The sequence below is a fragment of the Amycolatopsis sp. NPDC114505 genome, from assembly GCF_055633615.1.
This window is the reverse complement of sequence record NZ_JBVKDV010000002.1, coordinates 335636-360328: the sequence shown is the minus strand read 5'-3', so window position 1 is coordinate 360328 and position 24693 is coordinate 335636. Positions and strand designations below refer to the sequence as shown.

Here is a 24693-nt window from a genome sequence, read left to right as displayed (position 1 = left end):
TCGCGAACGGTCCTTTCGCGCCGCCCGGGCACCCCGGACCCTCGCGCCCGAAGCCGGATCCCGCGTGACCGAGCGGGCATCACGCGTGATTGATCGGGCATCACGCGTGATTGAGCGGGCATCACGCGTGATCAGAGAGGCATCACGCGTGATTGGAGGGGCGACACGCGTGATTCCAGGGGCATCAGCCGCGCGGGAGGCCCAGGAGGCGTTCCGCGGTCAGGGACCGCAGGACCTGCGTGGTGCCGCCCGCGATGGACAGGCAGCGCGTCAGCAGGAACTCGTGCTGCGCCGGGCTGCCCGCCTCCAGCGCACCCACGCCCGCCAGCTCCAGGGCGAACTCCGCGACTTCCTGCCGGTGCTCCACCCCGAGCAGCTTCCGCACGCTCGACTCCGCGCCCGGGTCCTGTCCCTCCAGCCGCCGCAACGCCGCCCGCAGGTCCAGCACCGAACCCGCGACGCCGAACGCCACCAGCGAACCGAGCCGGTCCAGCGCGACGTCGTCCAGCGCGGCAGGGTCCACTGTGGACACCAGGGACTGCACGCTCTCCCCCACCGCGGACCCGCTCCCGAGGGCCACGCGCTCGTTCGCCAACGTCGTGCGCGCCAGCCGCCAGCCGCCGCCCGGGGTGCCGACGACGTCGGCGTCCGGGACGAACACGTCGTCGAGGAACACCTCGTTGAACACGGCTTCACCGGTGATCTCCCGCAGCGGCCGGGTCGTGATGCCCTCGGCGCGCATGTCGACCAGGAAGTACGTGATCCCCTTGTGCTTGGGCACGTCCGGGTCGGTGCGCGCCAGGCAGATCCCCCAGTCGGCTTCGCGGGCGAGCGACGTCCACACCTTCTGCCCGGTCAGCCGCCAGCCGCCGTCGACGCGCCGCGCGGCCGTCCGCAACGCGGCCAGGTCGGACCCCGCGCCCGGCTCGCTGAACAGCTGGCACCACGTGATTTCCCCGCGCAGCGTCGGACGCGCGAACCGGGACCGCTGCTCGTCGTCGCCGTGCTGAAGGATGGTCGGCACCGCCCACGCGCCGATCACCAGGTCCGGACGGCGGACGCCGGCCGCGGCCAGCGCGCCGTCGATCCGCAGCTGCCCGGCGGCGTCCGCGCCCCGCCCGAACGGCGCCGGCCAGTGCGGCGCCAGCAATCCCGCGTCCGCCAGGGCGACTCGCTGCTCGGAGCTGGAAAGGGCGGCGATCCGCGCGACCTCCTCGCGCAAGGCCGGGTCGTCCCCGACGTCGACGCCCAGCGTCCGCTCGGTCCCGGCGAGAGCCAGCGAAGCCGCCTCACGTCGCCACGGCCCGGAGCCGCCGAGCCACTGCCGCAACGCCACGGCCCGCCGCAGGTAGAGGTGCGCGTCGTGCTCCCAGGTGAACCCGATCCCGCCGAGCACCTGGACGCAGTCCTTCGCGTTGGCGACGGCGGCGTCGAGAGCGACGACGGCCGCGCTCGCCACCGAAAGCGGGTGTTGCCCGGAAGCCGCGTCCCAGGCCAGCGCTTCGGCCGCTTCGGCGCGGCACAGCATTTCGGCGCACAGGTGCTTGATCGCTTGGAACCCGCCGATGGGCTTGCCGAACTGTTCGCGGACCTTGGCGTACTCGACGGCGATGGTCAGGCAGCGACGCGCCACCCCCGCCGCCTCGGCCGAAGCCAGCGTCGCCACCAGCGGGGCGACCGGCGGCAGCGTCAGGACGTCGGCACTGCCGGAGAACCGGACGCGCGCCAGCGGGCGCGAGAAGTCGAACGGCGTCAGCGGCTCCACGGTCAACCCGGGTGTCCCGGGCGCGAGCAGCACGTGACCACCCTCGACCGGGACCACCAGCCAGGTCCCGGAGTCCACGCCGGGCACCGGCCCGGAGACGCCGTCGACCAGCTCGTCCAGCAGCACCGCGACCGTGGCTTCCCCTTCGGCGACGGCTTGGAGCAGCTCTTTCGCTTCCGGCACCTCCGCCAGGAGTAGCCCGCCGAGCGTGGTGCTCAGGACGGGCCCGGGAACGAGTTCTTCGGCCGCCGCGGCCAGCCCGGCGGCCAGGTCGGCGAGGCTGCCGTCGGCCCCGCCGGCCGCCGCGGGCAGGGCGACGCCGAACAGGCCCAGGTCGGCGAACCCCGCCGGCACCCCGGCGCTCGCACCGGTTTCCGCCGCGCGCACCGCCTCGCGCGGGTGGTGCGCGGCGGACCAGGCGTGGATCGCCTCGGCCAGCGCGGCCTGTTCCTCGGTGAGCGCGACCGGCATGGGCCCTCCTCGCGGCATGGGACTGTGTCGGCTATTGCCGACCCGGCCGGCAGTCACGGCGGAACGGGTGCCCGTGAGCGGGATGGCTCCGGAACCGTCTCCGCCTGCTTTCGGCCGGATCGGCAACGCTACTCGCGAGTGTAGAACGTGTTACAGTTTTTCGGCCAGTGGGTCAATTGTTGAACGTTTCGCCAGGACAGGTACTCTACGTCGTGAACTGGAACAAGTTCCGAAGGACGGGGGAATGCCGATGCCCGGCAAAGCCAAAGCGCCGGCGAAGGCACGCGGGAACGGCCTGAGCGCGATCGGCGCCGACGAACTCGGCTCGGCCGCCCAGCGCGACCGCCGCCGCCGGATCATCGACGCCACCCTCGCGCTGGCTTCGAAAGGCGGCTACGACGCCGTCCAGATGCGCGCGGTCGCCGAGAAGGCCGACGTCGCGCTCGGCACGCTGTACCGGTACTTCCCGTCCAAGATCCACCTGCTCGTCTCCGGTCTCGCGCGCGAGTTCGAGCGCGCGCAGGAGAAGCTGGAACGCCAGGCCATCCCCGGCGACACGCCCGCCGAGCGGCTGATGTTCGTGCTCGGCCGCAACACCCGCCTGATGCAGCGCGACCCCCACCTGACCGAGGCGATGGTCCGCGCGTTCATGTTCGCCGACACCTCCGCCGCGGCCGAGGTCGAGCAGGTCGGGCGGCTGATGGAGAACATGTTCGCCCAGGCGATGGGCATCTCCGACCCGACCGAGGCCGACCGCGACATCTTCCACGTCGTCGCGGACGTCTGGATGGCGAACCTGGTGGCCTGGGTGACCCGCCGCGCGTCGGCGGCCGACGTCGCCAACCGCCTCGAGCTGTCGGTGCACCTGCTGCTGGACAAGTGATCCCGGCGGCGGCGGTCGCCGAGGCGCACAGCAGGCTGCACCGCGCGCTCGAACCGCTGACCGACGAGCAGGTGTGCGAGCCGTCGCCACTGCCCGGCTGGACGCGCGGGCACGTCCTCGCCCACGTCACCGACGCCGGGCGCGCGCTCGCCGACCTGGTCGAGAACGCCCTGCGCGGCGTGCTGATACCGCTCTACGACCCGAAGACGCACGACCGCGACGCCATCATCGAGGCCACCGCGGGGCGGAGCGCCGAGGAGCACCGGCGGGACCTGCTGCGGCACTCCGTCCGGCTCGAAGACGCGTGGGCCCGCGTGACGGACTGGGACCAGCACGTCGACTACCGCGACGGCAAGCTGTCCAGCACGGTCTTCGCCCGCTGGCGCGAGGTCTGGATCCACGCCGTCGACCTCGACGTCGGCATCGCCATCACCGACTGGCCCGGCGACTTCTGCGGCCACGCCGTGGACTTTCTCCAGGACCGGCTGCCGGACGGCGTGACGGTCCGCGCCGGCGAGCACCGCTGGGGCTCGGGCGACACCGAGGTCGCCGGGTCCGTGCGCGACCTCGCGGCCTGGCTGTCCGGGCGGGCCGCCGGCACCGAGCTGAGCGGCGACCGGCCAGGACTGGGCCCGTGGCCCGTCAGCGGTGGGCGGCGGCGACCTCCGCCAGCTCGTCCAGGGCCTTGAGCGTCTCGGCTTCGGGCAGCGTCTCCAGCAGGAACGTGTAGCGCTCGACGCCCGCCTCGCGGAAGCCGTCGATCACCTTGCCCTTCGTGTCACCGCCGAACACGGCGAACTCGATGTCCGCACGCCCTTGGTCGGCGAGCCAGCCGCGGACGCGCTTCGCCTCGTCGAAGTGCGTGTGACCGCGTAGGAGCCAGCCGTCGCCGTAGCGGACGAGACGCTTCAGCGCCGCTTCGCTCTCGCCGCCGATGTAGATCGGCGGGTGCGGCTTGCGCACCGGCTTCGGCCAGGCGTAGATCGGGTCGAAGTCGACGTGCTCGCCGTGGAACTCGGCCTCGTCCTTGGTCCAGATCTCCTTGAGGGCGGCCAGCTGCTCGTCGATCAGCGCGCCGCGGGTCTTCGGGTCCGTGCCGTGGTTGCGCATCTCCTCGCGGTTCCAGCCGACGCCGACGCCGAACAGCGCGCGCCCGTCGGAGACCAGGTCGAGCGACGCGACCTCCTTGGCGGTGTGGATCAGGTCGCGCTGGATCAGCAGCGCGATGCCGGTGCCGAGCAGCAGCTCCGACGTCGCGGTGGCCGCGGCGGTGAGCGCCACGAACGGGTCGAGCGTGCGCTTGTACTTCTCCGGCAGGTCGCCCCCGCCCGGGTACGGGGTCTCGCGGCTGACGGGGATGTGCGAGTGCTCGGCCAGGAACAACGAGTCGAAGCCGCGTTCCTCCAGGGCCGCACCCAGCACGTCCGGCCGGATGCCCTCGTCGGTCACGAACGTCGAGATCCCGAATTTCATACCCAACCACTACCACCACACCGGCGGTGCGTGCATGATGGAGTGATCTCATCATACGTTGAATAAGGGGGTAGTCATGGACGTGCAGGACATCGACTTCGAAGAGCTTTACCGGGGCAGCACGCCGATGGGCCGGAAGATGCCGTGGGACATCGGCGCGCCGCAGCCCGCGGTCGTCGCGCTGGCCGACGCCGGCGCGTTCACCGGCGAGGTGCTCGACATCGGCTGCGGCCTCGGCGACAACTCGGCGTTCCTCGCCTCGCGCGGCCTGTCGGTCACCGGGCTGGACGGCGCGCCGTCGGCCATCGAGAGGGCTCGCACCCGCACCCCGGACGTCACCTTCGCGGTGGCCGACGCGACGAAGCTCGAAGGCTACGAAGGACGCTTCGACACGGTCCTCGACAGCGCGCTCTACCACTGCCTGAGCGAGGACGAGCGGCACGCGTACCTCGCCGCCCTGACCCGCGCGACCCGGCCGGGCGCGCGGCTGCACCTGTTCGCCTTCTCGCCGCAGGTGCCGGACGCGTTCCCGGCGCCGTACCTGATCAGCGAGGCCAACCTGCGCGAGACGGTCGGGAAGGACTGGACGATCGAGCGGCTCGAACCGGCCGTCTACACGACGTCGATGACCCCGGAGGAGCTGCGGCAGAGCCTCCGGGAGGTGCTGGACGCCGACGCCACCGGCCTGGACGCGCTGGACACCGACGCGGACGGCCGGGTCCTGGTCCCCGTCTGGCAGCTGAAGGCCGTACGTTCGGCCGGGTGATCGTCGAGACGTCGGTGGTCGCGCGCACCGCCGCCGAGCCGTGCGCCGACCGGCTGGTCCTGGGTGCGCACGTGCTCGGCGTCGTCGATGGCGCGACGAAGAAGCCGTGGGACACCGGCCCGGACGGGGCCGAACTCGCCGAAGCCGTCGCCGGGCACCTGGCCGCCACCGCGGCCGGGTGCTCGGCGCGCGAAGCCACCGACAGCGCGACGGCGTTGGTCCGCGAACTGCTGGGCGACACGGCGCAGGGCGCGGGCTCGGCGGTGTCGTTCTGCGTCCTGCACCGGCCGCGCCGCGAAATCTGGCGAGTGGGCGAAGGCCGCGTCCTCGTCGACGGGACGCCGGTGCCGCCGCGCCCGTCCGGCGAGCGGGTCGTGGCCGAAGCCCGGGCCCTCGTGCTGCGCCGGTACCTCGCCGACGGCGTCCCGGAAGCGGAGCTGCTGGCCGGCGACCCGGGTCGCGCGGCCGTGCGAGAACTGCTGCGCGCGCTGGTCGGGCTCCGCAACCGGCCGGACCCGCGCTACGGCTGCGCGGCCGTCGACGGCCAGGTCGTCCCGGACCTGTTCGTCGAGGTGATACCGGTGCCCGACGGCGCGCGAGAGGTCGTCATCACCACCGACGGCTACCCGTCACCCGCGACGACGCTGGCCGAGGCCGAACGGCTGCTGGCCGAGCGGCTGGCGTGTGACCCGCTGATGATCGAGGACCCGCCGGAGACGAAAGGCCTGCGCCCGGCCGCGAACTCCTTCGACGACCGGGCCTACCTGCGGGTGCGGCTCTAGACGTTGCGGCGGTACTGCCCGCCGACCTCGAAGAACGCCTCCGTGATCTGACCCAGCGAGCACACCCGCGCGGCGTCCATCAGCACCCCGAACAGGTTGCCGCCGCGGGTGGCCGCCTCGCGCAGCGCCTTCAGCGCCTGCTGGGCCTCCTCGTGGTGGCGGTGCTGGAAGTCCGCGAGCCGGTCGAGCTGCGACTTCTTCTCGTCCTCGGTCGCGCGCGCCAGCTCGACCTCGATGTCGTCCTCGCCCTCGCGCGGGTTGCGGAAGGTGTTGACGCCGATGATCGGCAGCGAGCCGTCGTGCTTCTTGCGCTCGTACAGGATCGACTCGTCCTGGATCTTGCCGCGCTGGTACCCCGTCTCCATCGCGCCGAGCACGCCGCCGCGCTCGGAGATCCGGTCGAACTCGAGCAGCACGGCCTCTTCGACCAGCTCGGTCAGCTCGTCGATGACGAACGAGCCCTGCAGCGGGTTCTCGTTCTTCGACAGGCCCCACTCCTTGTTGATGATCATCTGGATGGCCATCGCGCGCCGCACCGACGACTCCGACGGCGTCGTGACCGCCTCGTCGAACGCGTTGGTGTGCAAGGAGTTCGCGTTGTCGTACAGCGCGCAGAGCGCCTGCAGCGTCGTGCGGATGTCGTTGAAGCTCATCTCCTGCGCGTGCAGCGACCGCCCGGACGTCTGCACGTGGTACTTGAGCTTCTGCGACCGCTCGTTCGCGCCGTAGCGCTCGCGCATCGCCACGGCCCAGATCCGCCGCGCCACCCGGCCGAGCACCGAGTACTCGGCGTCCATGCCGTTGGAGAAGAAGAACGACAGGTTCGGCGCGAAGTCGTCGATGTCCATGCCGCGCGCCAGGTACGACTCGACGTAGGTGAAGCCGTTCGAGAGCGTGAAAGCCAGCTGCGAGATGGGGTTCGCCCCGGCCTCGGCGATGTGGTAGCCGGAGATCGACACCGAGTAGAAGTTGCGGACGCCGTGCTCGATGAACCACTCCTGGATGTCGGCCATCATCCGGAGGCTGAACTCGGTGGAGAAGATGCAGGTGTTCTGGCCCTGGTCCTCCTTGAGGATGTCGGCCTGCACCGTGCCGCGCACGTTCTTCAGCGCCCACTCGCGCAGCTCGGCGGCCTCGTCCTCGGACGGGTCGCGCCCGTGCTCGGCCTTGAACGCCTCGACGCGCTGGTCGATCGCGGTGTTGAGGAAGTAGGCCAGGATCGTCGGGGCCGGGCCGTTGATCGTCATCGACACCGACGTGTTCGGCGCGGTCAGGTCGAAGCCGTCGTAGAGGACCTTCATATCCTCGAGCGAGGCGATGGAGACGCCGGACGTGCCGACCTTGCCGTAGATGTCCGGGCGGGTGTGCGGGTCGTGGCCGTACAGCGTCACCGAGTCGAACGCGGTCGAGAGGCGCTTGGCCTCGGAGTCGGCCGACAGCATCTTGAACCGGCGGTTGGTGCGGAACGCGTCGCCCTCGCCGGCGAACATCCGGGCCGGGTCCTCACCGTCCCGCTTGAACGGGAAAACGCCCGCGGTGTAAGGGAAGTATCCCGGCAGGTGTTCGCGGCGCAGGAACGACAGCAGCTCACCGGACTCGGCGTAGCGCGGCAGGGCGACGCGCGGGATCCGGTTGCCGGACAGCGTGTCGCGCCACAGCTGCGTGCGCAGCTCCTTGTCGCGGATCTTGACCACCAGCTCGTCCTGGCGGTACTCCTCGGCCAGCTCGCGGAACCGCGCGAGGAGCTTTGTCGACTCGCCATCCACATCGGACTCGGCGGTGGCGAGCAGCCCGTCCAGCGCGTCGGTCGCCGCGTCCACCTTGGACAGTTCCGCCTTGGCCAGCGCCAGTGCCTCGTGCCTGCGGATCGCGGCGACCTGGGCCTCGGTCTTCGCGTGGTAGCCGCGCACGGTCTCGGAGATCTCGGCCAGGTAGCGGGCCCGGTTGCCCGGGATGACCGTCGAAGCGTCGGTCGAGACCTTGCCCTCGACCTGCGGCAGCGTGCCGGCCGAGACGGTCAGCCCGCGCTCGGCGAGCAGGCCGCGCAGGTGCTGGTAGAGCGCGGTGACGCCGTCGTCGTTGAACTTCGCCGCGCTCGTGCCGTACACCGGCATGTCTTCCGGGCCCTGCGAGAACGCCTCGCGGTTGCGCACCAGCTGGCGCGCGACGTCGCGGCGGGCGTCCTCGGCGCCGCGGCGCTCGAACTTGTTGATCGCGACGACGTCGGCGAAGTCGAGCATGTCGATCTTCTCCAGCTGCGACGCGGCGCCGAACTCCGGCGTCATCACGTACAGCGACTCGTCCACGAAGTCGACGATGCCGGCGTCGCCCTGGCCGATGCCGGGCGTCTCGACGATCACCAGGTCGTAGCCGGCGGCCTTGCACGCCTGGATCGCCTCGCTGAGCCCGGCCGGGATCTCGCCCGACGTCGTGCGCGTCGCGAGCGAGCGGAAGTACACCGGGGAGCCGTCGAGGCAGTTCATCCGGATGCGGTCGCCGAGCAGCGCGCCGCCACCCTTGCGCCGCGACGGGTCGACGGCGAGCACCGCGATCCGCAGCTTGTCCTCCTGGTCGAGGCGGAAGCGGCGGATCAGCTCGTCGGTGAGCGACGACTTGCCCGAGCCGCCGGTGCCGGTGATGCCGAGCACCGGTACCTCGCGCTTGCCGGCGGCCTCGGTCATGCCGGTCAGCAGATCGGCGGGCAGCTGCTCCGCCTGGAGCTGGGTGATGACGCGAGAGAGGGCGGCGACGTCGCCGGAAAGCACCTTGTCCAGCGCCGGGGCCTCGGCCGCGAGGTCGACGTCGCAGGCCTTGATCATCAGGTTGATCATGCCCGGCAGGCCCATCTCGTAGCCGTCCTCGGGCGAGAAGATCCGGGCGACGCCGCGCGAGTGCAGCAGGTCGATCTCCTCGCGCACGATCACCCCGCCCCCGCCGCCGAAGACCTTGATGTGGCCGGCGCCGCGCTCGCGCAGCAGCTCGACCAGGTAGGAGAAGTACTCGACGTGCCCGCCCTGGTAAGCAGAGATGGCGACACCCTGGACATCCTCGGCGATGGCCGCGGTGGCGACCTCGTCGACCGACCGGTTGTGGCCGAGGTGGACGACCTCCGCGCCCTGCGACTGCAGGATCCGCCGCATGATGTTGATCGACGCGTCGTGGCCGTCGAAGAGGCTCGACGCCGTGACGAACCGGACGGGGTGCGCGGGGCGGTACAGCTCACTGCTCATCCCCCCAAAATACTTGGACTTCCTACTATTGGAAACCCGAGGTCTCGTGACCCGGCTCTCAGCGCCCCCTAGGAGAAGCTTGACACCGGCCAGCTCGGCGCTATGTTTAACATGTCCGTTAATTAACAAGGTGCTGAAATGACGACTGACCAGTTGAGCCGGACCTTCTCGGCGCTCGCCGACCCGACCCGCCGCGCCATCCTCGCCCGCCTGTCGGCCGGCGAAGCGACCGTGAACGAGCTCGCCGAGCCGTTCACGATGAGCCTCCCCGCGGTCTCGCGGCACCTGAAGGTGCTGGAACGGGCCGGGTTGATCACCCGCGGCCGCACCCGCCAGTGGCGGCCCTGCCGGCTGGAGGCAAAACCCCTCGAGGACGTCGCCGACTGGGTCGCGACCTACCGGCAGTTCTGGGACGGCGGGTTCGACCGCCTCGAGGAACACCTGAGGAGCCTGACCGGCGATGCCTGACCTGGAGATCACCCGCGTCTTCGCGGCGCCGCGCGAACTCGTGTTCGCCGCCTGGACGCACCCGGACCACCTGGCGAGCTGGTTCGGTCCGCACGGCTTCACCTGCTCCGCCGTCACCCTCGACCCGCGCTCCGGCGGCCGCTGGCGGGCCTGCATCCGCTCCCCCGAAGGCGAGGACCACTGGATGCACGGCGTCTACCGCGAGGTCAGCGTCCCCGACCGGCTCGTGTTCACCTTCGCCTGGGAAGCCCAGGGGCAGGAGACGCTCGTGACGATCGGCTTCGCCGACCTCGACGGCAAGACCGAGATGACCTTCACCCAGACCGGCTTCCCGACGGCCGCCGAGCGGGACGGCCACCACGAGGGCTGGACCTCCAGTTTCGACGACCTGACCGGCTTCATCCGAGGAAAGGACGACCGATGACCGCCACCACGCCCCAGATCGTCTCGCCGGAAGAATGGCAGGCCGCGCGCGACGCGCTGCTGGTCAAGGAGAAAGAGCACATGAAGGCGGCCGACCGCCTGGCCGCCGAGCGCCGGCGGCTGCCGATGGTCCGCTTCGACGCGAAGTACCCGTTCGAAAGCGCGGCCGGGCCCGTCAGCCTGCTCGACCTGTTCGAAGACCGCCGTCAGCTGATCGTCTACCACTTCATGCTGCACCCGGGCGAGGAGGCGGGCTGCCCCGGCTGCTCCCTGCTCGTCGACAACATGCCGCACCTGGCGCACCTGCACGCCCGCGACGTCACGCTCAAGGTCGTCGCGCCGGCGACCCTGGCGGAGATCGAGCGGTACAAGGCGCGGATGGGCTGGGACGTGCCGTGGGTGTCGGCGCACGGAACCGGGTTCACCGAGGACTGCGGCGTCGGCATGGGGTTCGGCGTGAGCGTGTTCCTGCGCGACGGCGACGAGGTGTACCGGACGTACTTCACCACGGGCCGGGGCGGCGAGATGTTCCTGTCCTCTCACCGCTACCTCGACGTCACGCCGCTGGGGCGCCAGGAGGCCTGGGAAGAGGACAGCCACGGCGACGACGCGCCGAGCTCGTGGTGGCGCCGCCACGACGAGTACTGAAGGTTTCGGGCGCGCGCACGACCGGGGCCGGTCGATCCCGCGCTTCCCCGCGCGCGATCGACCGGTGTGGTGCACGCCTTGGGGGCGGCTGGTGCCTTTCCGGCACCGTCCGCTCCCGCGGCGTCAGCGGCTCTTGGCCGCCCGCAGTGCGATCCACTGGCGCATCGCGTACTCGACCAGCGTGATCAGCGTTTGCTTCGTCGACTCGCGGTCCCGGGCGTCGCAGCGGACGATCGGGATGTTCGGGTCGATCGACAGCGCCTCGCGCACGTCGTTGATGTCGTGCTCCAGCACGCCGTCGAACGTGTTGACGCCCACGATGTACGGCAGGCCGCGGTCTTCGAAGAAGTCGATCGGGGCGAACGAGTCGGCCAGCCGGCGGGTGTCCGCCAGCACGACCGCGCCGATCGCGCCGCGGACCAGGTCGTCCCACATGAACCAGAACCGCTGCTGCCCGGGCGTGCCGAACAGGTAGAGGATCAGGTCCGCGTCCAGCGACACCCGGCCGAAGTCCATCGCCACGGTGGTCGTCGACTTGCCCGGCGTGTGGTCGAGGTTGTCGACGCCGACGCTCGCGTCGGTCATCATCGCCTCGGTGGTGAGCGGCACGATCTCCGAAACCGACCCGACGAAGGTCGTCTTCCCCGCTCCGAAACCGCCAGCCACCACGATCTTGGCTGATGTCATGGTCGGGGGCGCGGTGTCCCGCGGTGCCTTAAAGCCGACGGAGTCCACTCAAAACCCTTTCCATCAACACCAGATGTGCCTCGGCGCCGTCATTGCCCGATATCGTCTTGTGCACCGTGACCAGCCCCGCGTCGGCCGCGTCGCTGATCAGCACCCTTGCCACGCCCAAAGGCACCCGCAGGGCCGACACGAGCTCGGCGACCGAACGGGGGGTCCGGCACTCTTCCATGATCGAGATGCACTCGATCTGCTCCGCGGCCACCTCGGGGAAGCCACCGGTGGCAGCATAATCCTTCGCGGAGATCAGTGTCTCCAGCTCCAGGGCGTAGTTCGCCCGGGTGCGGCCGCCGGTCAAAGCGTACGGCCGGACGATCGCCGTCTGATCTTCGGGCGCGAGTGGCTGTTCGAAGACCGCGGGCATGACGAACTCGCCGCTGGGCGGCCCCGGATCGAACAGCCCACCTGGTCTGGGGGCGTCCCCATCGGTACTGCCGGGTGGAGAGACTAAAGAGGTCACTCGATCTCCTTGGTCGGCCGACGGCGCGGGCGCCGGCGGTTCCGCGGCCGCGTGCGCACCGGCGGACGGGGGTGGCGGGGACTCCTTGCTCTTCTTGCGCTTCCGGCGGGCACGGCCGGAATCCAGGGTGAACCCGTTGAGGACGTCGGCGAACGTGCCGTCGTCCCCTGCGCCGGAAGCGGTGTTCCCCGCCTCCGGAGGCTCCCCGAAAGATCCGGACCCCGTGCTCATCGCGCCATCATCCCACCGGTTCGCCGATCAGCGACCCACCCGATCCCTGGAGCTGGGCGCGCAGCTCCGGGGTCAGGATCTGGCCGACCCGATCGACGAGCATCGTCATCTCGTAGGCGACCTGGCCGATGTCGCAGTTCGGGGCGGCGAGCACGGCCAGGCAGGACCCGTCGCTGATCGACATCAGCACCATGATCCCCAGCTCCATCTCGACGACGGTCTCGTTGACCGCCCCCGCCTCGAAGCACCGGGCGGCGCCCTGGGTGAGGCTGACCAGGCCCGAGGCGACCGCGGCGAGCTGGTCCGCCCGGTCGAGCGGCAGCCGGTTGGAAGCGCTCAGCAGCAGGCCGTCCGCCGAGACGACCACGGCGTGGGCCACGCCGGGCACGCGCTCCGCGAAGTCGTTGATCAGCCAGCCGAACTGATTCTGCGGCGGCTGTGCGCTACTCGGCGAGGTCATTCGCCCTCCAGTGTCTCGTGGTTGGTCTCGGCCCGCGCGGTGCGGTGACGCCCGCGTTCGATGCCCTGCTGGAAGCTTCGCAGGCGGCCGCGCACGTCGTGTGCGTCCCGTTGTGGTCGGGGGGCCGTGGCCCCGGTGGGCGGTCCGGCGCTGCCCGGGAGCAGCTGTTCCCCGCGACGGCGCCGGGGCAATCCTGCCGAAGTGAACGTGGCGGGTGCCGACTGGGACACCGCTTGCACGGCTTTCCAGCCTTCATCGGTACCGAAGTTCCATTCGGCGGTGGCCTCCACCGCGGACTCTTCCTGCCGCGGCGCGGGCGTCTCCGGCGCGACGGGGCCCCGCCGGGAGGGCAGTTCCGACGGCGGCTCCCCGGGACGGCCGGTGGCGGCCGGGTCCAGGAAGGCCGGGAAGGACTGCTCAGGGCCTCCGAAGGCGGACGGCCGAGGCGACGGCCGCGGTTGGCGGCTCGGCAGCGGCCCAGGCTCTTGCGGAGCGGCGGGCTCGGACTCGGCCGGGGCACCCTGCTGACCGGGCTCGTGAAGGGCGGCGGGCTGGGCTGGGACGCCTTGTTGACCGGGCTGCGCGAGATCGCCGGGCTGACCAGGCTGCTGGAAGGCACCCGGCTGAGCCGGGGCACCTTGCTGACCAGGCTGCACGAGATCGCCAGGCTGAGCCGCGACACCCTGCTGCCCAGGCTGGAAGGCACCGGGCTGAGCCGGAGCGCCCTGCTGACCAGGCTGCTGGACGGCACCGGGCTGCACCGGCCCACCCTGCTGCCCAGGCTGCACGAGATCGCCAGGCTGACCAGGCTGCTGGAAGGCACCCGGCTGAGCTGCCGGTGCCTGGCCCGGTTGCAGGCCGTCCGGCTGGAAGGCGGCCGGCTGCTGCGGTGCCTGCGCGCCCGGGCGGGGTGCCGGGGTACGCCTGTTCGGCTGCGGGACACCGTTCGGCTGGGCCACGCCGGGCTGCGGTGCGGGTCCCGGCCGGCCAGGCCGCGGCAAGCCGTTCTGCTGGAACGCCGCACCCTGCTGCGACCCGGGCGCGGCCGGCTGCGCTCCGGGCTGCGTGCCCGGGTCGAGCCTCTGGGCGAACGACTGCTGCTGAGCAGCCGTCCCCGGTGCCTGCGACGAGGTGTCGGCAGCGGGAACCCCAGGCTGGAACGCGGCTCCTGGCTGCGCCGCACCCGGCGTCTGCGGGTTCGCCGCTGTCCGGCGCGTCTGCTGGCGCCCCCGGGTCACTCCCTGCTGGAAGCTGCTCAGCCGCCCGCGCACGTCCGCCGGGTCGCGGACCGGGAGGTCCGACCGCACCGGGGCCGGGGTCGCGGGGATCGACGGCGTCGGGGTCGCGCTGCCCGGCATGAGCTGCTCGCCGCGGCGGCGGCGGGGCAGCCCCGCCTCGGTGAACGCCGTCGGTTCCGACTTCGTGACCGCCTGGACCGTGCGGAAGTTCTCGTCGCTCGCGAAGTCCCAGCTGCGGGCTTCCTGCGGCTCGGCGGCCGGCTTCTCCGGAGCCTCGGCGACCGGCTCCGCGTCCGCGGCCTCCGCGACCGGGGCCGGCTTCTCGGCGGGCTTGTCCTCGCGGAACCACGCCGACAGCATCTCGTCGAAGATCGGCGTCGTCTCCGAGCGGTCCGGGGCCGGGGTGGGCGCCGGGGCCGGTTCCGCGGTCGCCTGCTGCCACCAGTCGCTCAGCGTGGTTTCGTTGGCGGAGAACAGGTCCTTGCCCGCCGGCAGGTCGTCGGCGCGCGGCGGGACCGGCACCGGCAGCACCGTGGGCACCGGTGGCAGCGTCGGGCGCGGCGGCGGGGCCGGGTCGTCCTTCGGCAGCGGCGCGAACAGGTCCGTCCCGGAGATCTCCAGGTCCGACGGCGGACGGACGCCGGAAGGCCCGTGGCCGTTCGTCAGCCCGGCGAGGTCGCTCGCCGACGGCCAGCGCTCCTCCCCCATCGCCGGCTGCTCCGGGACCAGCGGCCGCGGCCGGGAGTTGCCGTTGACCTGGCGTCGCGGCAGCGGGTTGCCCGCCGGGGGGCTCGCCAGTGGCTGCCGCGGGCCGCCGATCGGGCCCGTCAGCGGGCCGTCGGTCACCGCCATCACCAGCTCCGCCGGGACGACGACCGTGGCGCGGACGCCGACGATGTCCTTGCCGCCGTGCAGCGACACCCCGATCCGGTGCCGGCTGGCCAGCCGGCCGACGACGAACAGGCCCATCCGGCGCGACGTCGCCAGGTCGATCGACCCGGCCTCGGTCAGCCGGGTGTTCGCCTCGGCGACCTCGGCCTCGTTCATGCCGATGCCCTTGTCGAGGATGTCGACGTTGAGCGAGCCGTCCTCGCCCAGCCGCGACGCGACGGTCACGCTGGTCTCCGGCGCGGAGAACGCCGTCGCGTTGTCCAGCAGCTCGGCGACCAGGCGCATGAGGTCGCTCGCGGCGTAGCCGACGATCCGGGCCGGGGGCGGCGGCTGGACCTGGACCCGCTGGTACTGCTCGATCTCCGACACCGCGGCGCGGAGCATGTCGTTGGTGCCGACCGGCTTGCCGGAGCGGCGGCCCGGCTCGGCGCCGGAGAGCACCATCAGGTTCTCGTTGTTGCGCCGCATCCGGGTGGCGAGGTGGTCGAGCTGGAACAGCGTGGCGAGCTGGTCGGCGTCCTCCTCGTCCCGCTCGAGCTGCTCGATCAGCTGCAGCTGCCGCTGCACCAGGCTCTGGCTGCGCCGCGAGAGGTTGACGAAGACGCTGCCGAAGCCGGTGCGCATCGCGGCCTGCTCGGTCGCCAGCCGCAGCGCCTGGTGGTGCACCTTGTCGAAGGCGCGGGCGACCTCGCCGACCTCGTCCTCGGTCTGCACCGGCACCGGCACGACGTCCGTGCCCTGCGCGCGGCCTTCCTGGATGTTGCGGACCGCTTCGGGCAGCGCGGTCTCGGCGACGTCGAGGGCGCTGCGCCGCAACGCTTTCAGTGAGCGCAGCAGCTGCCGGGTGATGAGGAAGACGACCGCGACGGCGAGCACCATCGCGGCGAACAGCAGCACCGCGAGCAGACCGGCGCCGCTGCTGGCGTCGTTGACCAGCTGGGCCGAGGTGGCCGCCGCCGACGCGCCGAGCCGGTCGGCGACCTGGCTGATCTGCGTCCGCATCGCCGCGGACGCGGTGGCCCAGTCGGCCGCCGACAGGGCGCGGAACGCGTCGTCGAGCGTGTTGCCCTGCGCGTTCAGCACGGACTCGACCATCCGGGCGCGGCTCTGCGCCTGCGTGCCCTCGGCGATCGCCGCGAAGTCGCGCTGCAGCGTGTCGCCCGCCGCGGAGCGGAAGTCGACGAGCCGGTCGGCCAGCCGCAGCTCGGCGGCGCGCAGCGTGGCCAGCTCGCTCGGCGACAGCGCGGCGCGGGCGATGCCGTAGGAGACCAGCGCCTGGCTGACCGACACCTGTTCGCCCGCGACGAGCAGCTCGTGCAGCCCGGCGGGCGTGCCGCCGAGGGTGCCGTCGCCCGCTCCCGCGGTGCCCGCGGTGTCGAGGCCGATCAGCGAACCGGTGATGCCGGAGTAGGCGTTGACGGCCTGGGCCGGGTCGAGCTGGCCGCCGTCGACCTGGCGGCGGAGGAAGCCGAGGTTGTTGACCTGCGCGGTGGCCGCGCCGGCGGCCCCGGCCACGCCGGGCTCGACGTCGGACGCGCGGGACTGCGCCGCGGTGAACGGGCCGACCACGGCGTCGGTGGCCTTGCGGGCCGCGGCCAGCGCGGGCGTGCCGCCGACGGTGCCGTCGGTCAGCATCGCCGCGGTGACCGTGCGCTCCTGCTGCAGCGCGCCGGTGAGCGCGCGGGTCTGGCCGCCGAGCGCGACGAGCCGGTCGAGCCGCTGGTACTCGTCCGAGCGGCCGACCTGGCCGGCGATCGTCGTGATGCCGAGGACCAGCGCGAGCACGATGGGGACGACGGTGACGGCCGAAAGCTTGACGGGCAGGCTCCAGTCGCGCCAGCGCACGAGGGCGCGCCACACGTCCTTCCCCTTGGACCGCCGGGGCGCTCGGCCGAGCAGCTCCCCCACGGGCACCTGACCTTCTCCTGCAACGGTCACGTGAGTGACTCCCTGTCCGGCGTCATGGATCCGCGTCGGCGGCGCGGCGTTCCGGCTCGCGGCGGGCCGCCGGACGGTCGTGCCGCCGGTGCCCTGCCGCGTCGCCGGTGCCCTCGCTCGTCCCCGGCCGCCCGGCCGACCGCGCACCCGCGCAAGTGCTCTCCCGCCGTCCCGTGCAAGGGACTGTGCACGTGCACGGCGCAAGTTGCGGTCTGCACGGTCGTCGAGATCAACTTAATCGGTGCCAATCGATCGCTGCGGTCAGCTGGGCCAAAGAATCGTACCCCCGGCACCCGGACGGTCAATTTTGTTCCCCACTCGGGCGCTGACCTGCGAAAAGTTCTTTGCGGGCCGAGAACTGCCCCCGACATTCGCCCTCACGGCACCCGAAGGGGGAATTCCGGTTACCGGATGCGTCTCACCCAAGCATCCGGCCGTCACCCGATTAGCCCATGCAGGGCAGCATACTAGCTCGGACGATCTACACTCAGTACCCCCAACGGGTGGGTCAAGTCTCAAGATGTGCCCGATGTTGTGGCGTTGGACCGCACCATGACCCGACCTGGTGATTTCTTTCGAGACTGCCTGCTGACCAGTGGATCTTCGCCACCACGCCCGTAGCCGGGCGACACCCTCCGGGGCGATGTGAGCGTTCACGGACACCCTGCGTGATCAGCGCGGATCGACCCCCGACCGGATTAGCTCGTTCGCCGCAGTGTCCGCCGGATGCGACAACGTGGCGTCACAATTCTTTTCATCATGACGGGTGATCTGCCCGTGATCATGCAGCACTACTCCATTCGACGCTTTCGACGAGAAATCGAATACCTCGCCTTCCGCGAACCCTGGACCGACCGGCCGCCCGCGATGTCCGCCGGACGGCGTAGTTACGATGTTCCTCTCGCAGTCCGCAAGGGCGGCCCGGCATCCTGTCCGCAGGCGCCCGGGGCCCCGCCGCCACGGAGGCACACTGCCGGAGGCAACCCACATGTACGACGTCGCGCGCCCCGCGGCGGGCAACCCCCTCGAAGAGACCGGCCAGATGCCGGCCCTGTTCACCGGGGACCGCCCGCCCGCCGCCGCCCAGCACCGCCGGCCCGCTCCCCGCCCGGGTCCCGACTACCCCGCGATCCAGGACAGCCGCGAGTTCGTCTCGCTGCGGCGGCGGTTCCGGGCCTTCGTCTTCCCGATGAGCTTCGCCTTCTTCGCCTGGTACATGACCTACGTGCTGCTGGCCGCCTACGCGCACGACTTCATGAGCACCAAGGTGTTCGGCCAGGTCAACGTCGGCATCCTGCTCGGCATCGGCCAGTTCGCGAGCACCGCGCTGGTCACCTGGCTCTACCTGCGGTACGCGCGCCGCCACCTCGACCCCCGCGTGGCCGAGCTGCGGGCCCGCGCGGGCCTGCCGGAAGGGACCAGCCGATGACCGCGCTCGCCGACGGCGGCACGCCCGCCAGCAACCCGCTGGTCAACACCGCCGTGTTCGCCCTGTTCGTGGCGATCACGCTCTACGTCGTCTACCGGGCCAGCAGCCGGAACTCCTCGACGGCCGACTACTACGCCGCGGGCAGCGCGTTCACCGGCCGCCAGAACGGCATCGCGCTGTCCGGCGACTTCCTGTCGGCGGCGTCGTTCCTCGGCATCGCCGGCGCCATCGCGATGCACGGCTACGACGGCTTCCTCTACTCGATCGGCTTCCTCGTCGCCTGGCTGGTCGACCTCCTGCTGATCGCCGAGCTGCTGCGCAACACCGGCCGCTTCACGATGGGCGACGTCCTGAGCTTCCGGATGAAGCAGCGCCCGGTCCGCGCGGCGGCGGCGACGTCGACGCTGGTGATCTCCTTCTTCTACATGCTGGCGCAGATGGCAGGCGCCGGCGGCCTGGTGGCGCTGCTGCTGAACGTCCACTCCAAGCTCGGCCAGGCGCTGGTGATCGGCGTCGTCGGCCTGGTCATGGTGCTGTACGTGCTGGTCGGCGGGATGAAGGGCACCACGTGGGTGCAGATCATCAAGGCGACCATCCTGCTGCTGTGCGGCGCGCTGCTCACGGTGTTCCTGTTCGGCAAGTTCGGCTTTTCCTTCTCGAACCTGCTCTCCTCGGCCGCGGAGCACAGCCCGCTCGGCGACAAGCTCCTCGAACCGGGCGGCTCGTACGGCAAGAACGCCACCACGAAGCTCGACTTCGTCTCCCTGGCCCTGGCACTGGTGCTCGGCGCGGCGGCCCTGCCGCACGTCCTGATGCGCTTCTACACGGTGCCGAACTCCCGTGAAGCGCGGCGAAGCGTCGTCTGGGCGACGGCGTGCATGTTCCTGTTCTACCTGTGCACGCTGATCATCGGCTTCGGCGCGGCCGCGCTGGTCGGCGCCGACGAGATCAAGGCCGCGCCCGGCGGGGAGAACTCGGCGGCCCCGCTGCTGGCCCTGCACGTCGGCGGGACGCTGCTGCTGGGCATCATCGCCGCGGTGGCGTTCGCGACGATCCTCGCGGTGGTGGCCGGGCTGACGATCACCGCGTCGGCGTCCTTCGCCCACGACGTCTACGCGAACATCTTCAAGCGCGGCAAGGCGGAGCCGGCGGACGAGGTCCGGGTGGCGCGGCTTACCGCGATCGCGGTCGGGGCGCTGGCCATCGTCGGCGGCGTGCTGGCGAACGGGCAGAACATCGCGTTCCTCGTCGCGCTGGCGTTCGCGGTCGCGGCGTCGGCGAACCTCTCGACGCTGCTGTTCTCGCTGTTCTGGAAGCGGTTCAACACGACGGGCACGCTGTGGGGCATCTACGGCGGCCTGGCCGCGAGCCTGCTCCTGGTGCTCTTCTCCCCGGTCGTCTCGGGCGCCCCGGACGCGATCTTCAAGGGCATCGACTTCGCCTGGTTCCCGCTGAAGAACCCGGGCCTGATCTCGATCCCGTTCTCGTTCCTGTGCGGGTTCGTCGGCACCCTCGTGGGCAAGCCGAAGGCGGACCTCGAGAAGCAGGCCGAGATGGAGGTCCGGTCCCTCACCGGGATCGGCAGCTGACCCGCCGACCGACCCGGACGGCCTGCGTCACGCGCGCAGGCCGTCCAGGATCACGCTCAACACCCGTTTCCCGTCCTCCGGGCTGCAGTTGCGCACCGCCATGCCGGCGCCGTGCCCCAGCCGCAGGACGTCCGCGCCGACGACGTCCGCCCGGACCAGCCCGGCCTCCTGCGCCGCCGCGACGAGCACTCCCGTCGCGTCGCGCAGCCGTTTCTGGCAGTACTGGAAGGTCTCCGAGCCGGAGTCGATCGACTCCTTGAGGATCGTCGCGAGCTTGTGCCGCTCGACGACCCAGGTGACCTGCTCGATCAGCCACGCCTCGAGCGCCTCCCACGGCGGCAGCTCGTCGTGCAGCACGTACGCACGGTCGGCGAGCACCGCGATCTCGTCGCGGTAGACCGCTTCGAACAGCTTCTCGCGGGTCGGGAAGTGCCGGTAGAGCGTGCCCGCTCCGACGCCCGCCTTCTTGGCGACGTCGTCGAGCGGCACGTCGGCGCCGTACGCGGTGAAGAGCTCGTTCGCCGTCGCGACGATGCGCTCGTAGTTGCGCCGCGCGTCCGCCCGCATCGGACGCTCCGAGCCCGCTTCCGGCATCCCGGCCTCCTCGCCACTTAACCGGAGAGATTCTCCGAATTCACTTGCGCATCCGGAGACGCTCTCCATATTATCGGATCGCACCAAGTGGAGAACATCTCCGCTTCTTCTCTTACTCCTCGGGGGAGTATCTCTTGTCCCAGCAAACGATCCATCGTGCGGTCGAGCCTGCCCCGGCCCGCCGCGGCGGGCTGGTCCTCGCGATCATCCTGACCTGCCAGCTCATGCTCATCCTCGACGCGACGGTCATGAACGTCGCGCTCCCGCGCATCCAGGCCGACCTGGGGTTTTCGGCCACCGGCCTGTCCTGGGTGATGACGGCCTACAGCCTGGTCTTCGGCGGCCTGCTGCTGCTCGGCGGCCGGGCCGGCGACCTGTTCGGCCGGCGCCGGATGTTCGTCGCGGGCACCGCCCTGTTCACCCTCGCGTCGCTGGCCGGCGGCCTCGCCGGCTCGGCCACGCTGCTCATCGCCGCCCGCGTCCTGCAGGGCGTCGGCGCCGCCATGGCCGGGCCGAGCACCCTGGCCCTGGTCACGACCACGTTCTCCGAGGCCAAGGCCCGCGTCCGGGCGCTGGCGCTGTTCTCCGCCATGTCCAGCGGCGGGTTCGCGATCGGCCTGATCGTCGGCGGCCTGCTCACCGAGTGGATCTCGTGGCGCGCGGCGCTGTTCATCAACGTCCCGTTCGGCCTGGCGATCGTGCTGCTCGCGCCGCGGTTCGTGCCCGAGCCGGCGCGCCGGCCCGCGCGTCTCGACCTGCCCGGCGCGATCACCGGCACCCTCGGCGTCGGCTCGCTCGTGTTCGCCTTCACCCACGCGGCGTCCGACGGCTGGGGCAACCCCGTCACGCTCGGCTCGCTCGCCGGCGGCCTCGCGCTGCTGACCGCGTTCGTCGCGATCGAGGCGCGCACCGCGATGCCGCTGGTCCCGCTCCGGCTGTTCGCCGACCGCAACCGCAGCGCGGCCTACGTCAACTTCTTCCTCGGCCCGATGGCCATGATGTCGATGTTCTTCTTCCTCACCCAGTTCATGCAGGACATCCGGCACTTCGCCGCGCTGGCCACCGGCTTCGCGTTCCTGCCGATGGCGGCGCTGATCTTCACGATGAGCCGGCTCGTGCCGCGGCTGCTCCCGCGCTACGGCCCGAAGCCGCTGGCCATCACGGGGTCGCTGCTGATGGTCTCCGGCGTCGCGTGGCTCGCGCTGCTCACGACGGACAGCACGTACTTCCCCGCGTTGCTGGGCCCGCTGCTGCTGATGGGCCTCGGCGGCGGGCTCGCGTTCGCGCCGCTCAACGTGATCGTGATGGCCACCGTGCCCACCGAGGACGCGGGCGCGGCGGGCGGCGTGCTGCAGACGATGCAGCAGGTCGGCAGCACGCTCGGCCTGGGCGTCCTGATCACGGTGTTCGGGTCGGCGACCCGCTCGTCGAGCGCGACGGGAGCCCAGCTCGTCGTCGACGGCATGACTTCGGCGTTCGCCACGGCCGCGGTGTTCGCGGCCTGCACGTTCCTGGTGGCGCTGACGTTCCGGCGGGTTACAGCTTCTGCCCGGCCTTGACCCGGTGCGTCACCCGGCGCTCGACGAGGAACGAGACGAACGGGACGCAGCCGGCCAGCAGCACCAGCACGGTGCCCTTGATCGACCAGCGGGCCTTGATCGCCAGGTCGATGGTCAGCACCAGGTAGATCATGTACAGCACACCGTGGATCGGCGAGTAGACCGCCGACGGCGTGGGGTTGTCGAAGCCGTACCGCAGCACCATCACGAAGCAGAGGCCGAGCAGGCCGACGCCGGTGACGTAGGCGGCGGTGCGGAACCGGACCAGGGGGCCGGTGAGCGGCACCGCGGTCTGGGCGGCACCTTCGGTGCTGGTGGTCATCGGGACGTCCTCACTCTGCGGCCTCACTCGGCGGCCTGCTGGTCGCGGGCGTTCAGCTCGCGCAGGTAACGGTTGTACGCGGCCAGCTCCTCGTCCTCGTCCGTCGGCCGCACGTCGGGCCGGGGACGGGGAGCGGGCACCTCGGCGACGGGGGCCGGCTTCGGGCGGTCGTCCGCGGTGCCGTCGGCCTCGGCCTTCTGACGGAGCTTGCGGATCCGCCAGAACATGAAGGCCGGGAACAGGCCGAACAGGGGCCACTGCAGGACGTAGCCGAGGTTCTGGAAGGTGCCGTTCGCCGAGGTGAAGCGGTCCCACTGCCACCAGGCGAGCCCGCAGCAGACGAGCAGGCTCACCAGGCACGTCGCGGCGATCGCGATCCGGCGTCCCCAGGGGGAAGCCGCCGGCGAAGGGGAAGCTGGCACGGATCGACGCTAGCACTGGGCCGCTGAGGGGCCGTGGCCGACCGCGTCCCGGGTGGCGCCGCTCTCAGCCCTGTTTACGCACCGATTGGGCGCCCTTGGCGTACCCGTCGGCCAGGCCGAAGACCTTCTGCGCGTACTCCGTCGAGTTGTTGTACGACAGGATCCCGGCCCACCAGCCCGACGGGCTCGCCATGTCGCGTCCGCCCGCGCACAGGTAGCGGGCCGCCGCCAGGGCCGCGTCGTCGATCTGCTGGGGGTCGCCGAGGCCGTCGCCGTTGCCGTCCGAGGCCCACTTGCGCCACGTGCTCGGGATGAACTGCATCGGCCCGACCGCGCGATCCACGCCGGCGTCGCCGTCGTAGCGGCCACCGTCGGTGTCACCGATCGCCTGGACGCCCGACGAACCGTCGAGCGGGACGCCGATGATCGGCTTGGACGGGCGGCCGTCGGCGCCGAGCACCGCGCCCGCGTACTGGCCGTGGTTGGACTCGATCCGGCCGATGCCGGCGAGTGTCGCCCACGAGATCTGGCACTTCGGCTGGTCCGCGCGCATTGCCAGCTCGGCGTTGCCGTACGCCTGCAATGCCCGGGCAGGGACGCTGGTCGCCCCGGCGACCTGGCTCGCCCACTGGGACAGCGTCGCCGGACCCGTGCTGCGGGCCTGCTGGGGAGACGTCTGCTGCTCGGCCCCGCCCGCGACCGCACCGCCGGCCGGCGCGACCGACCCCGGGCGGACGTCGGCCGCCTTGACCTGCAGGGCGGGGATTTCGGTGGTGAGTGGGCTCGCCTCGGGCGTCGACGCGCGGGTGACGAGCCAGATCCCGCCGCCGGCCACGGCCAGCACGGCGAGGACCACGATCAGCCGGGTGAGCACCGCGACGCTCGCGGAGCGCGGCGCCGGTGCCGGTGCGGCGGGGGCGGCTTCCTCGACGCTCGCGTCGACGGGGTCGTCCTCGTTCTTTCCGGTCCTGGTGCGCACGTAACTCCGGTTCTCCAGTGTGGTGTCGACGAAGTGTCAACGAGCCCGCGCAGGTTAGCGTTACGCGGGTCGTCTCGATCGTCTCACCACACCGGTTCACCCGGCCGTGTGGAAGGGTCAGGCGGACTTCTGCTGCCGCGCGAGGCGCGCGACGCACCAGGCCGGGGCACTGCCGCGGCGGAGGTGCTGCAGGACGGTCATCGGCCCGAGCCGTCGGCTCAGGTCGGACGGCGCGAGGCCGGCCGCCCGGTAGTCGAGGGCCCGCTGGTCGAGCGGGCTGAGCCCGGCGTCCCACCACTCCTCGGCCTCGGCGACGCCGCCGACCATCTGCCACCAGCCCGCGGCGGCGGTGAGGAGCTCTTCGGGCACTTCCGGCAGGCGACGGCGCATCGCGTCGAGGTAGCCGGGATCGGCCGACTCGACGGGGACGAACCGCTGCTGCCCGGACCGGGCACGCTGGCCGGGGATACCCGGAGCCTGCGCTGGCGCGTCGGCCAGCCACGCGGACGCGATGCGGTCGACCTCCTGCTCTTCGGGGGTCTGCTCGCGCTCGGCGGCCCATTGCCGGATCAGCGCGTCCACTCCGGGATCTCCGGTCATCCCTGCCTCCTTGTAGGTCCCCGACGGACAGGCCCTGACACCTGTCCCACGCGGTGGTGCCGCACGCACCAACCTGCACCTTGCTGAGTGGAAACTGCCTGCGTACCGGGGTTCTCCGGGGGGATGGCGAACCACCCGATCACGCAATGTGAGCACCGTAGGGCCGGGGTGGTCTTCTTCGCCAGACCCCGGCAGGCACGAATTCGCCGACCTGCGCGTTTTCGGCTGCAATCCACCCGGATGGTCGAGCGTTCGGTCCGAATTCCGGGATTCGTGACACTCAGTGATTTACCGTCCGATAACACACAGGGTGACGGCCGGCGCCGCC

22 protein-coding genes are annotated in these 24693 nt (G+C 71.5%); 10 read left to right on the top strand and 12 right to left on the bottom strand.

Annotated features, from left to right (window positions below; all coding sequences use genetic code 11):
- Positions 1–184: 184 nt before the first annotated feature.
- Positions 185–2236, bottom strand: coding sequence for an acyl-CoA dehydrogenase family protein (locus ACZ7OU_RS19735; RefSeq protein WP_470256156.1), 2052 nt, complete (start codon positions 2234–2236; stop codon positions 185–187).
- Between the two features lie 244 nt (positions 2237–2480).
- Here ACZ7OU_RS19735 and kstR point away from each other — a divergent pair, with 244 nt between their 5' ends.
- Both kstR and ACZ7OU_RS19725 read left to right on the top strand, forming a co-directional pair.
- A complete protein-coding gene (kstR, locus tag ACZ7OU_RS19730; RefSeq protein ID WP_470238619.1) occupies positions 2481–3119 on the top strand; it encodes a cholesterol catabolism transcriptional regulator KstR in 639 nt (212 codons plus the stop codon).
- On the top strand, positions 3116–3808 hold the full coding sequence (locus ACZ7OU_RS19725; RefSeq protein ID WP_470256155.1) for a maleylpyruvate isomerase family mycothiol-dependent enzyme: 693 nt from the start codon (positions 3116–3118) through the stop codon (positions 3806–3808). Before kstR ends, ACZ7OU_RS19725 begins: the two co-directional genes overlap by 4 nt.
- On the opposite strand, the gene ACZ7OU_RS19720 is transcribed toward ACZ7OU_RS19725, so the two are convergent.
- On the bottom strand, positions 3762–4592 hold the full coding sequence (locus ACZ7OU_RS19720; RefSeq protein ID WP_470256154.1) for an LLM class F420-dependent oxidoreductase: 831 nt from the start codon (positions 4590–4592) through the stop codon (positions 3762–3764). The two genes, ACZ7OU_RS19725 and ACZ7OU_RS19720, sit on opposite strands and share 47 nt — an antisense overlap.
- 76 nt (positions 4593–4668) lie before the next feature.
- Between ACZ7OU_RS19720 and ACZ7OU_RS19715 the strand changes: the two genes are divergently transcribed.
- Together ACZ7OU_RS19715 and ACZ7OU_RS19710 are read left to right on the top strand one after the other, a co-directional pair.
- The gene (locus tag ACZ7OU_RS19715) at positions 4669–5358 is read left to right on the top strand and encodes a class I SAM-dependent methyltransferase (RefSeq protein ID WP_470256153.1); all 690 of its coding nucleotides are present in this window, start codon (positions 4669–4671) and stop codon (positions 5356–5358) included.
- Positions 5355–6140 (top strand): hypothetical protein, encoded by a 786-nt coding sequence (locus ACZ7OU_RS19710; RefSeq protein ID WP_470256152.1) that lies wholly within the window; start codon positions 5355–5357, stop codon positions 6138–6140. The genes ACZ7OU_RS19715 and ACZ7OU_RS19710 overlap by 4 nt, the downstream gene beginning before the upstream one ends.
- On the opposite strand, the gene icmF is transcribed toward ACZ7OU_RS19710, so the two are convergent.
- A complete protein-coding gene (gene icmF / locus ACZ7OU_RS19705; RefSeq protein WP_470256151.1) occupies positions 6137–9370 on the bottom strand; it encodes a fused isobutyryl-CoA mutase/GTPase IcmF in 3234 nt (1077 codons plus the stop codon). The genes ACZ7OU_RS19710 and icmF overlap by 4 nt on opposite strands.
- 138 nt (positions 9371–9508) lie before the next feature.
- On the opposite strand from icmF, the gene ACZ7OU_RS19700 reads away from it, so the two are divergent.
- The 3 genes from ACZ7OU_RS19700 to ACZ7OU_RS19690 are packed head-to-tail and all read left to right on the top strand — an operon-like array spanning position 9509 to position 10909.
- Positions 9509–9838 carry an ArsR/SmtB family transcription factor gene (locus ACZ7OU_RS19700; protein ID WP_470256150.1) on the top strand — a complete coding sequence of 110 codons (330 nt, stop codon included), beginning with the start codon at positions 9509–9511 and terminating at the stop codon, positions 9836–9838.
- Positions 9831–10262, top strand: coding sequence for an SRPBCC family protein (locus ACZ7OU_RS19695; RefSeq protein WP_470256149.1), 432 nt, complete (start codon positions 9831–9833; stop codon positions 10260–10262). Before ACZ7OU_RS19700 ends, ACZ7OU_RS19695 begins: the two co-directional genes overlap by 8 nt.
- Complete coding sequence (locus tag ACZ7OU_RS19690) at positions 10259–10909, top strand: DUF899 domain-containing protein (protein WP_470256148.1); 651 nt, start codon at positions 10259–10261, stop codon at positions 10907–10909. Before ACZ7OU_RS19695 ends, ACZ7OU_RS19690 begins: the two co-directional genes overlap by 4 nt.
- A 123-nt stretch (positions 10910–11032) precedes the next feature.
- Here the strand turns inward: ACZ7OU_RS19690 and ACZ7OU_RS19685 are convergent, their stop codons facing one another.
- The 4 genes from ACZ7OU_RS19685 to ACZ7OU_RS19670 are packed head-to-tail and all read right to left on the bottom strand — an operon-like array spanning position 11033 to position 16847.
- Positions 11033–11596, bottom strand: coding sequence for a GTP-binding protein (locus tag ACZ7OU_RS19685; protein WP_155542172.1), 564 nt, complete (start codon positions 11594–11596; stop codon positions 11033–11035).
- Between the two features lie 28 nt (positions 11597–11624).
- Positions 11625–12344, bottom strand: a complete 720-nt coding sequence (locus tag ACZ7OU_RS19680) for a DUF742 domain-containing protein (RefSeq protein ID WP_470238628.1) — start codon at positions 12342–12344, stop codon at positions 11625–11627.
- A 7-nt stretch (positions 12345–12351) separates the two neighbouring features.
- A complete protein-coding gene (locus tag ACZ7OU_RS19675; protein ID WP_155542171.1) occupies positions 12352–12804 on the bottom strand; it encodes a roadblock/LC7 domain-containing protein in 453 nt (150 codons plus the stop codon).
- The gene (locus tag ACZ7OU_RS19670) at positions 12801–16847 is read right to left on the bottom strand and encodes a nitrate- and nitrite sensing domain-containing protein (protein ID WP_470257626.1); all 4047 of its coding nucleotides are present in this window, start codon (positions 16845–16847) and stop codon (positions 12801–12803) included. Before ACZ7OU_RS19670 ends, ACZ7OU_RS19675 begins: the two co-directional genes overlap by 4 nt.
- A gap of 1012 nt (positions 16848–17859) precedes the next feature.
- Between ACZ7OU_RS19670 and ACZ7OU_RS19665 the strand changes: the two genes are divergently transcribed.
- Both ACZ7OU_RS19665 and ACZ7OU_RS19660 read left to right on the top strand, forming a co-directional pair.
- The gene (locus tag ACZ7OU_RS19665) at positions 17860–18300 is read left to right on the top strand and encodes a DUF485 domain-containing protein (protein ID WP_470238629.1); all 441 of its coding nucleotides are present in this window, start codon (positions 17860–17862) and stop codon (positions 18298–18300) included.
- Positions 18297–19889, top strand: coding sequence for a solute symporter family protein (locus ACZ7OU_RS19660; RefSeq protein ID WP_470238630.1), 1593 nt, complete (start codon positions 18297–18299; stop codon positions 19887–19889). The genes ACZ7OU_RS19665 and ACZ7OU_RS19660 overlap by 4 nt, the downstream gene beginning before the upstream one ends.
- Positions 19890–19916: 27 nt before the next feature.
- Here ACZ7OU_RS19660 and ACZ7OU_RS19655 read toward each other — a convergent pair whose 3' ends face one another.
- A complete protein-coding gene (locus ACZ7OU_RS19655) occupies positions 19917–20483 on the bottom strand; it encodes a TetR/AcrR family transcriptional regulator (RefSeq protein WP_470238631.1) in 567 nt (188 codons plus the stop codon).
- Between the two features lie 134 nt (positions 20484–20617).
- Between ACZ7OU_RS19655 and ACZ7OU_RS19650 the strand changes: the two genes are divergently transcribed.
- Positions 20618–22042 (top strand): MFS transporter, encoded by a 1425-nt coding sequence (locus tag ACZ7OU_RS19650; protein WP_470256147.1) that lies wholly within the window; start codon positions 20618–20620, stop codon positions 22040–22042.
- On the opposite strand, the gene ACZ7OU_RS19645 is transcribed toward ACZ7OU_RS19650, so the two are convergent.
- The 4 genes from ACZ7OU_RS19645 to ACZ7OU_RS19630 all read right to left on the bottom strand — a co-directional run bounded on the left by ACZ7OU_RS19645 (position 22020) and on the right by ACZ7OU_RS19630 (position 24365).
- Complete coding sequence (locus ACZ7OU_RS19645) at positions 22020–22364, bottom strand: DUF3817 domain-containing protein (RefSeq protein WP_360679176.1); 345 nt, start codon at positions 22362–22364, stop codon at positions 22020–22022. The genes ACZ7OU_RS19650 and ACZ7OU_RS19645 overlap by 23 nt on opposite strands.
- 23 nt (positions 22365–22387) lie before the next feature.
- Positions 22388–22786, bottom strand: coding sequence for a hypothetical protein (locus ACZ7OU_RS19640; protein ID WP_196425249.1), 399 nt, complete (start codon positions 22784–22786; stop codon positions 22388–22390).
- A 64-nt stretch (positions 22787–22850) separates the two neighbouring features.
- The gene (locus ACZ7OU_RS19635; protein WP_470238634.1) at positions 22851–23765 is read right to left on the bottom strand and encodes a lytic transglycosylase domain-containing protein; all 915 of its coding nucleotides are present in this window, start codon (positions 23763–23765) and stop codon (positions 22851–22853) included.
- 117 nt (positions 23766–23882) lie between these two features.
- Positions 23883–24365, bottom strand: a complete 483-nt coding sequence (locus ACZ7OU_RS19630; RefSeq protein ID WP_285483327.1) for a helix-turn-helix transcriptional regulator — start codon at positions 24363–24365, stop codon at positions 23883–23885.
- Positions 24366–24693 lie beyond the last annotated feature (328 nt).

Excerpts from the sequence above, each read along its gene's own strand:
- ACZ7OU_RS19735 (WP_470256156.1), bottom strand. The coding sequence starts at position 2,236 with ATGCCGGTCGCGCTCACCGAGGAACAGGCCGCGCTGGCCGAGGCGATC.
- kstR (WP_470238619.1), top strand. The coding sequence starts at position 2,481 with ATGCCGATGCCCGGCAAAGCCAAAGCGCCGGCGAAGGCACGCGGGAAC.
- ACZ7OU_RS19720 (WP_470256154.1), bottom strand. The coding sequence starts at position 4,592 with ATGAAATTCGGGATCTCGACGTTCGTGACCGACGAGGGCATCCGGCCG.
- ACZ7OU_RS19715 (WP_470256153.1), top strand. The coding sequence starts at position 4,669 with ATGGACGTGCAGGACATCGACTTCGAAGAGCTTTACCGGGGCAGCACG.
- icmF (WP_470256151.1), bottom strand. The coding sequence starts at position 9,370 with ATGAGCAGTGAGCTGTACCGCCCCGCGCACCCCGTCCGGTTCGTCACG.
- ACZ7OU_RS19700 (WP_470256150.1), top strand. The coding sequence starts at position 9,509 with ATGACGACTGACCAGTTGAGCCGGACCTTCTCGGCGCTCGCCGACCCG.
- ACZ7OU_RS19695 (WP_470256149.1), top strand. The coding sequence starts at position 9,831 with ATGCCTGACCTGGAGATCACCCGCGTCTTCGCGGCGCCGCGCGAACTC.
- ACZ7OU_RS19690 (WP_470256148.1), top strand. The coding sequence starts at position 10,259 with ATGACCGCCACCACGCCCCAGATCGTCTCGCCGGAAGAATGGCAGGCC.
- ACZ7OU_RS19685 (WP_155542172.1), bottom strand. The coding sequence starts at position 11,596 with ATGACATCAGCCAAGATCGTGGTGGCTGGCGGTTTCGGAGCGGGGAAG.
- ACZ7OU_RS19680 (WP_470238628.1), bottom strand. The coding sequence starts at position 12,344 with ATGAGCACGGGGTCCGGATCTTTCGGGGAGCCTCCGGAGGCGGGGAAC.
- ACZ7OU_RS19675 (WP_155542171.1), bottom strand. The coding sequence starts at position 12,804 with ATGACCTCGCCGAGTAGCGCACAGCCGCCGCAGAATCAGTTCGGCTGG.
- ACZ7OU_RS19665 (WP_470238629.1), top strand. The coding sequence starts at position 17,860 with ATGTACGACGTCGCGCGCCCCGCGGCGGGCAACCCCCTCGAAGAGACC.
- ACZ7OU_RS19660 (WP_470238630.1), top strand. The coding sequence starts at position 18,297 with ATGACCGCGCTCGCCGACGGCGGCACGCCCGCCAGCAACCCGCTGGTC.
- ACZ7OU_RS19655 (WP_470238631.1), bottom strand. The coding sequence starts at position 20,483 with ATGCCGGAAGCGGGCTCGGAGCGTCCGATGCGGGCGGACGCGCGGCGC.
- ACZ7OU_RS19645 (WP_360679176.1), bottom strand. The coding sequence starts at position 22,364 with ATGACCACCAGCACCGAAGGTGCCGCCCAGACCGCGGTGCCGCTCACC.
- ACZ7OU_RS19630 (WP_285483327.1), bottom strand. The coding sequence starts at position 24,365 with ATGACCGGAGATCCCGGAGTGGACGCGCTGATCCGGCAATGGGCCGCC.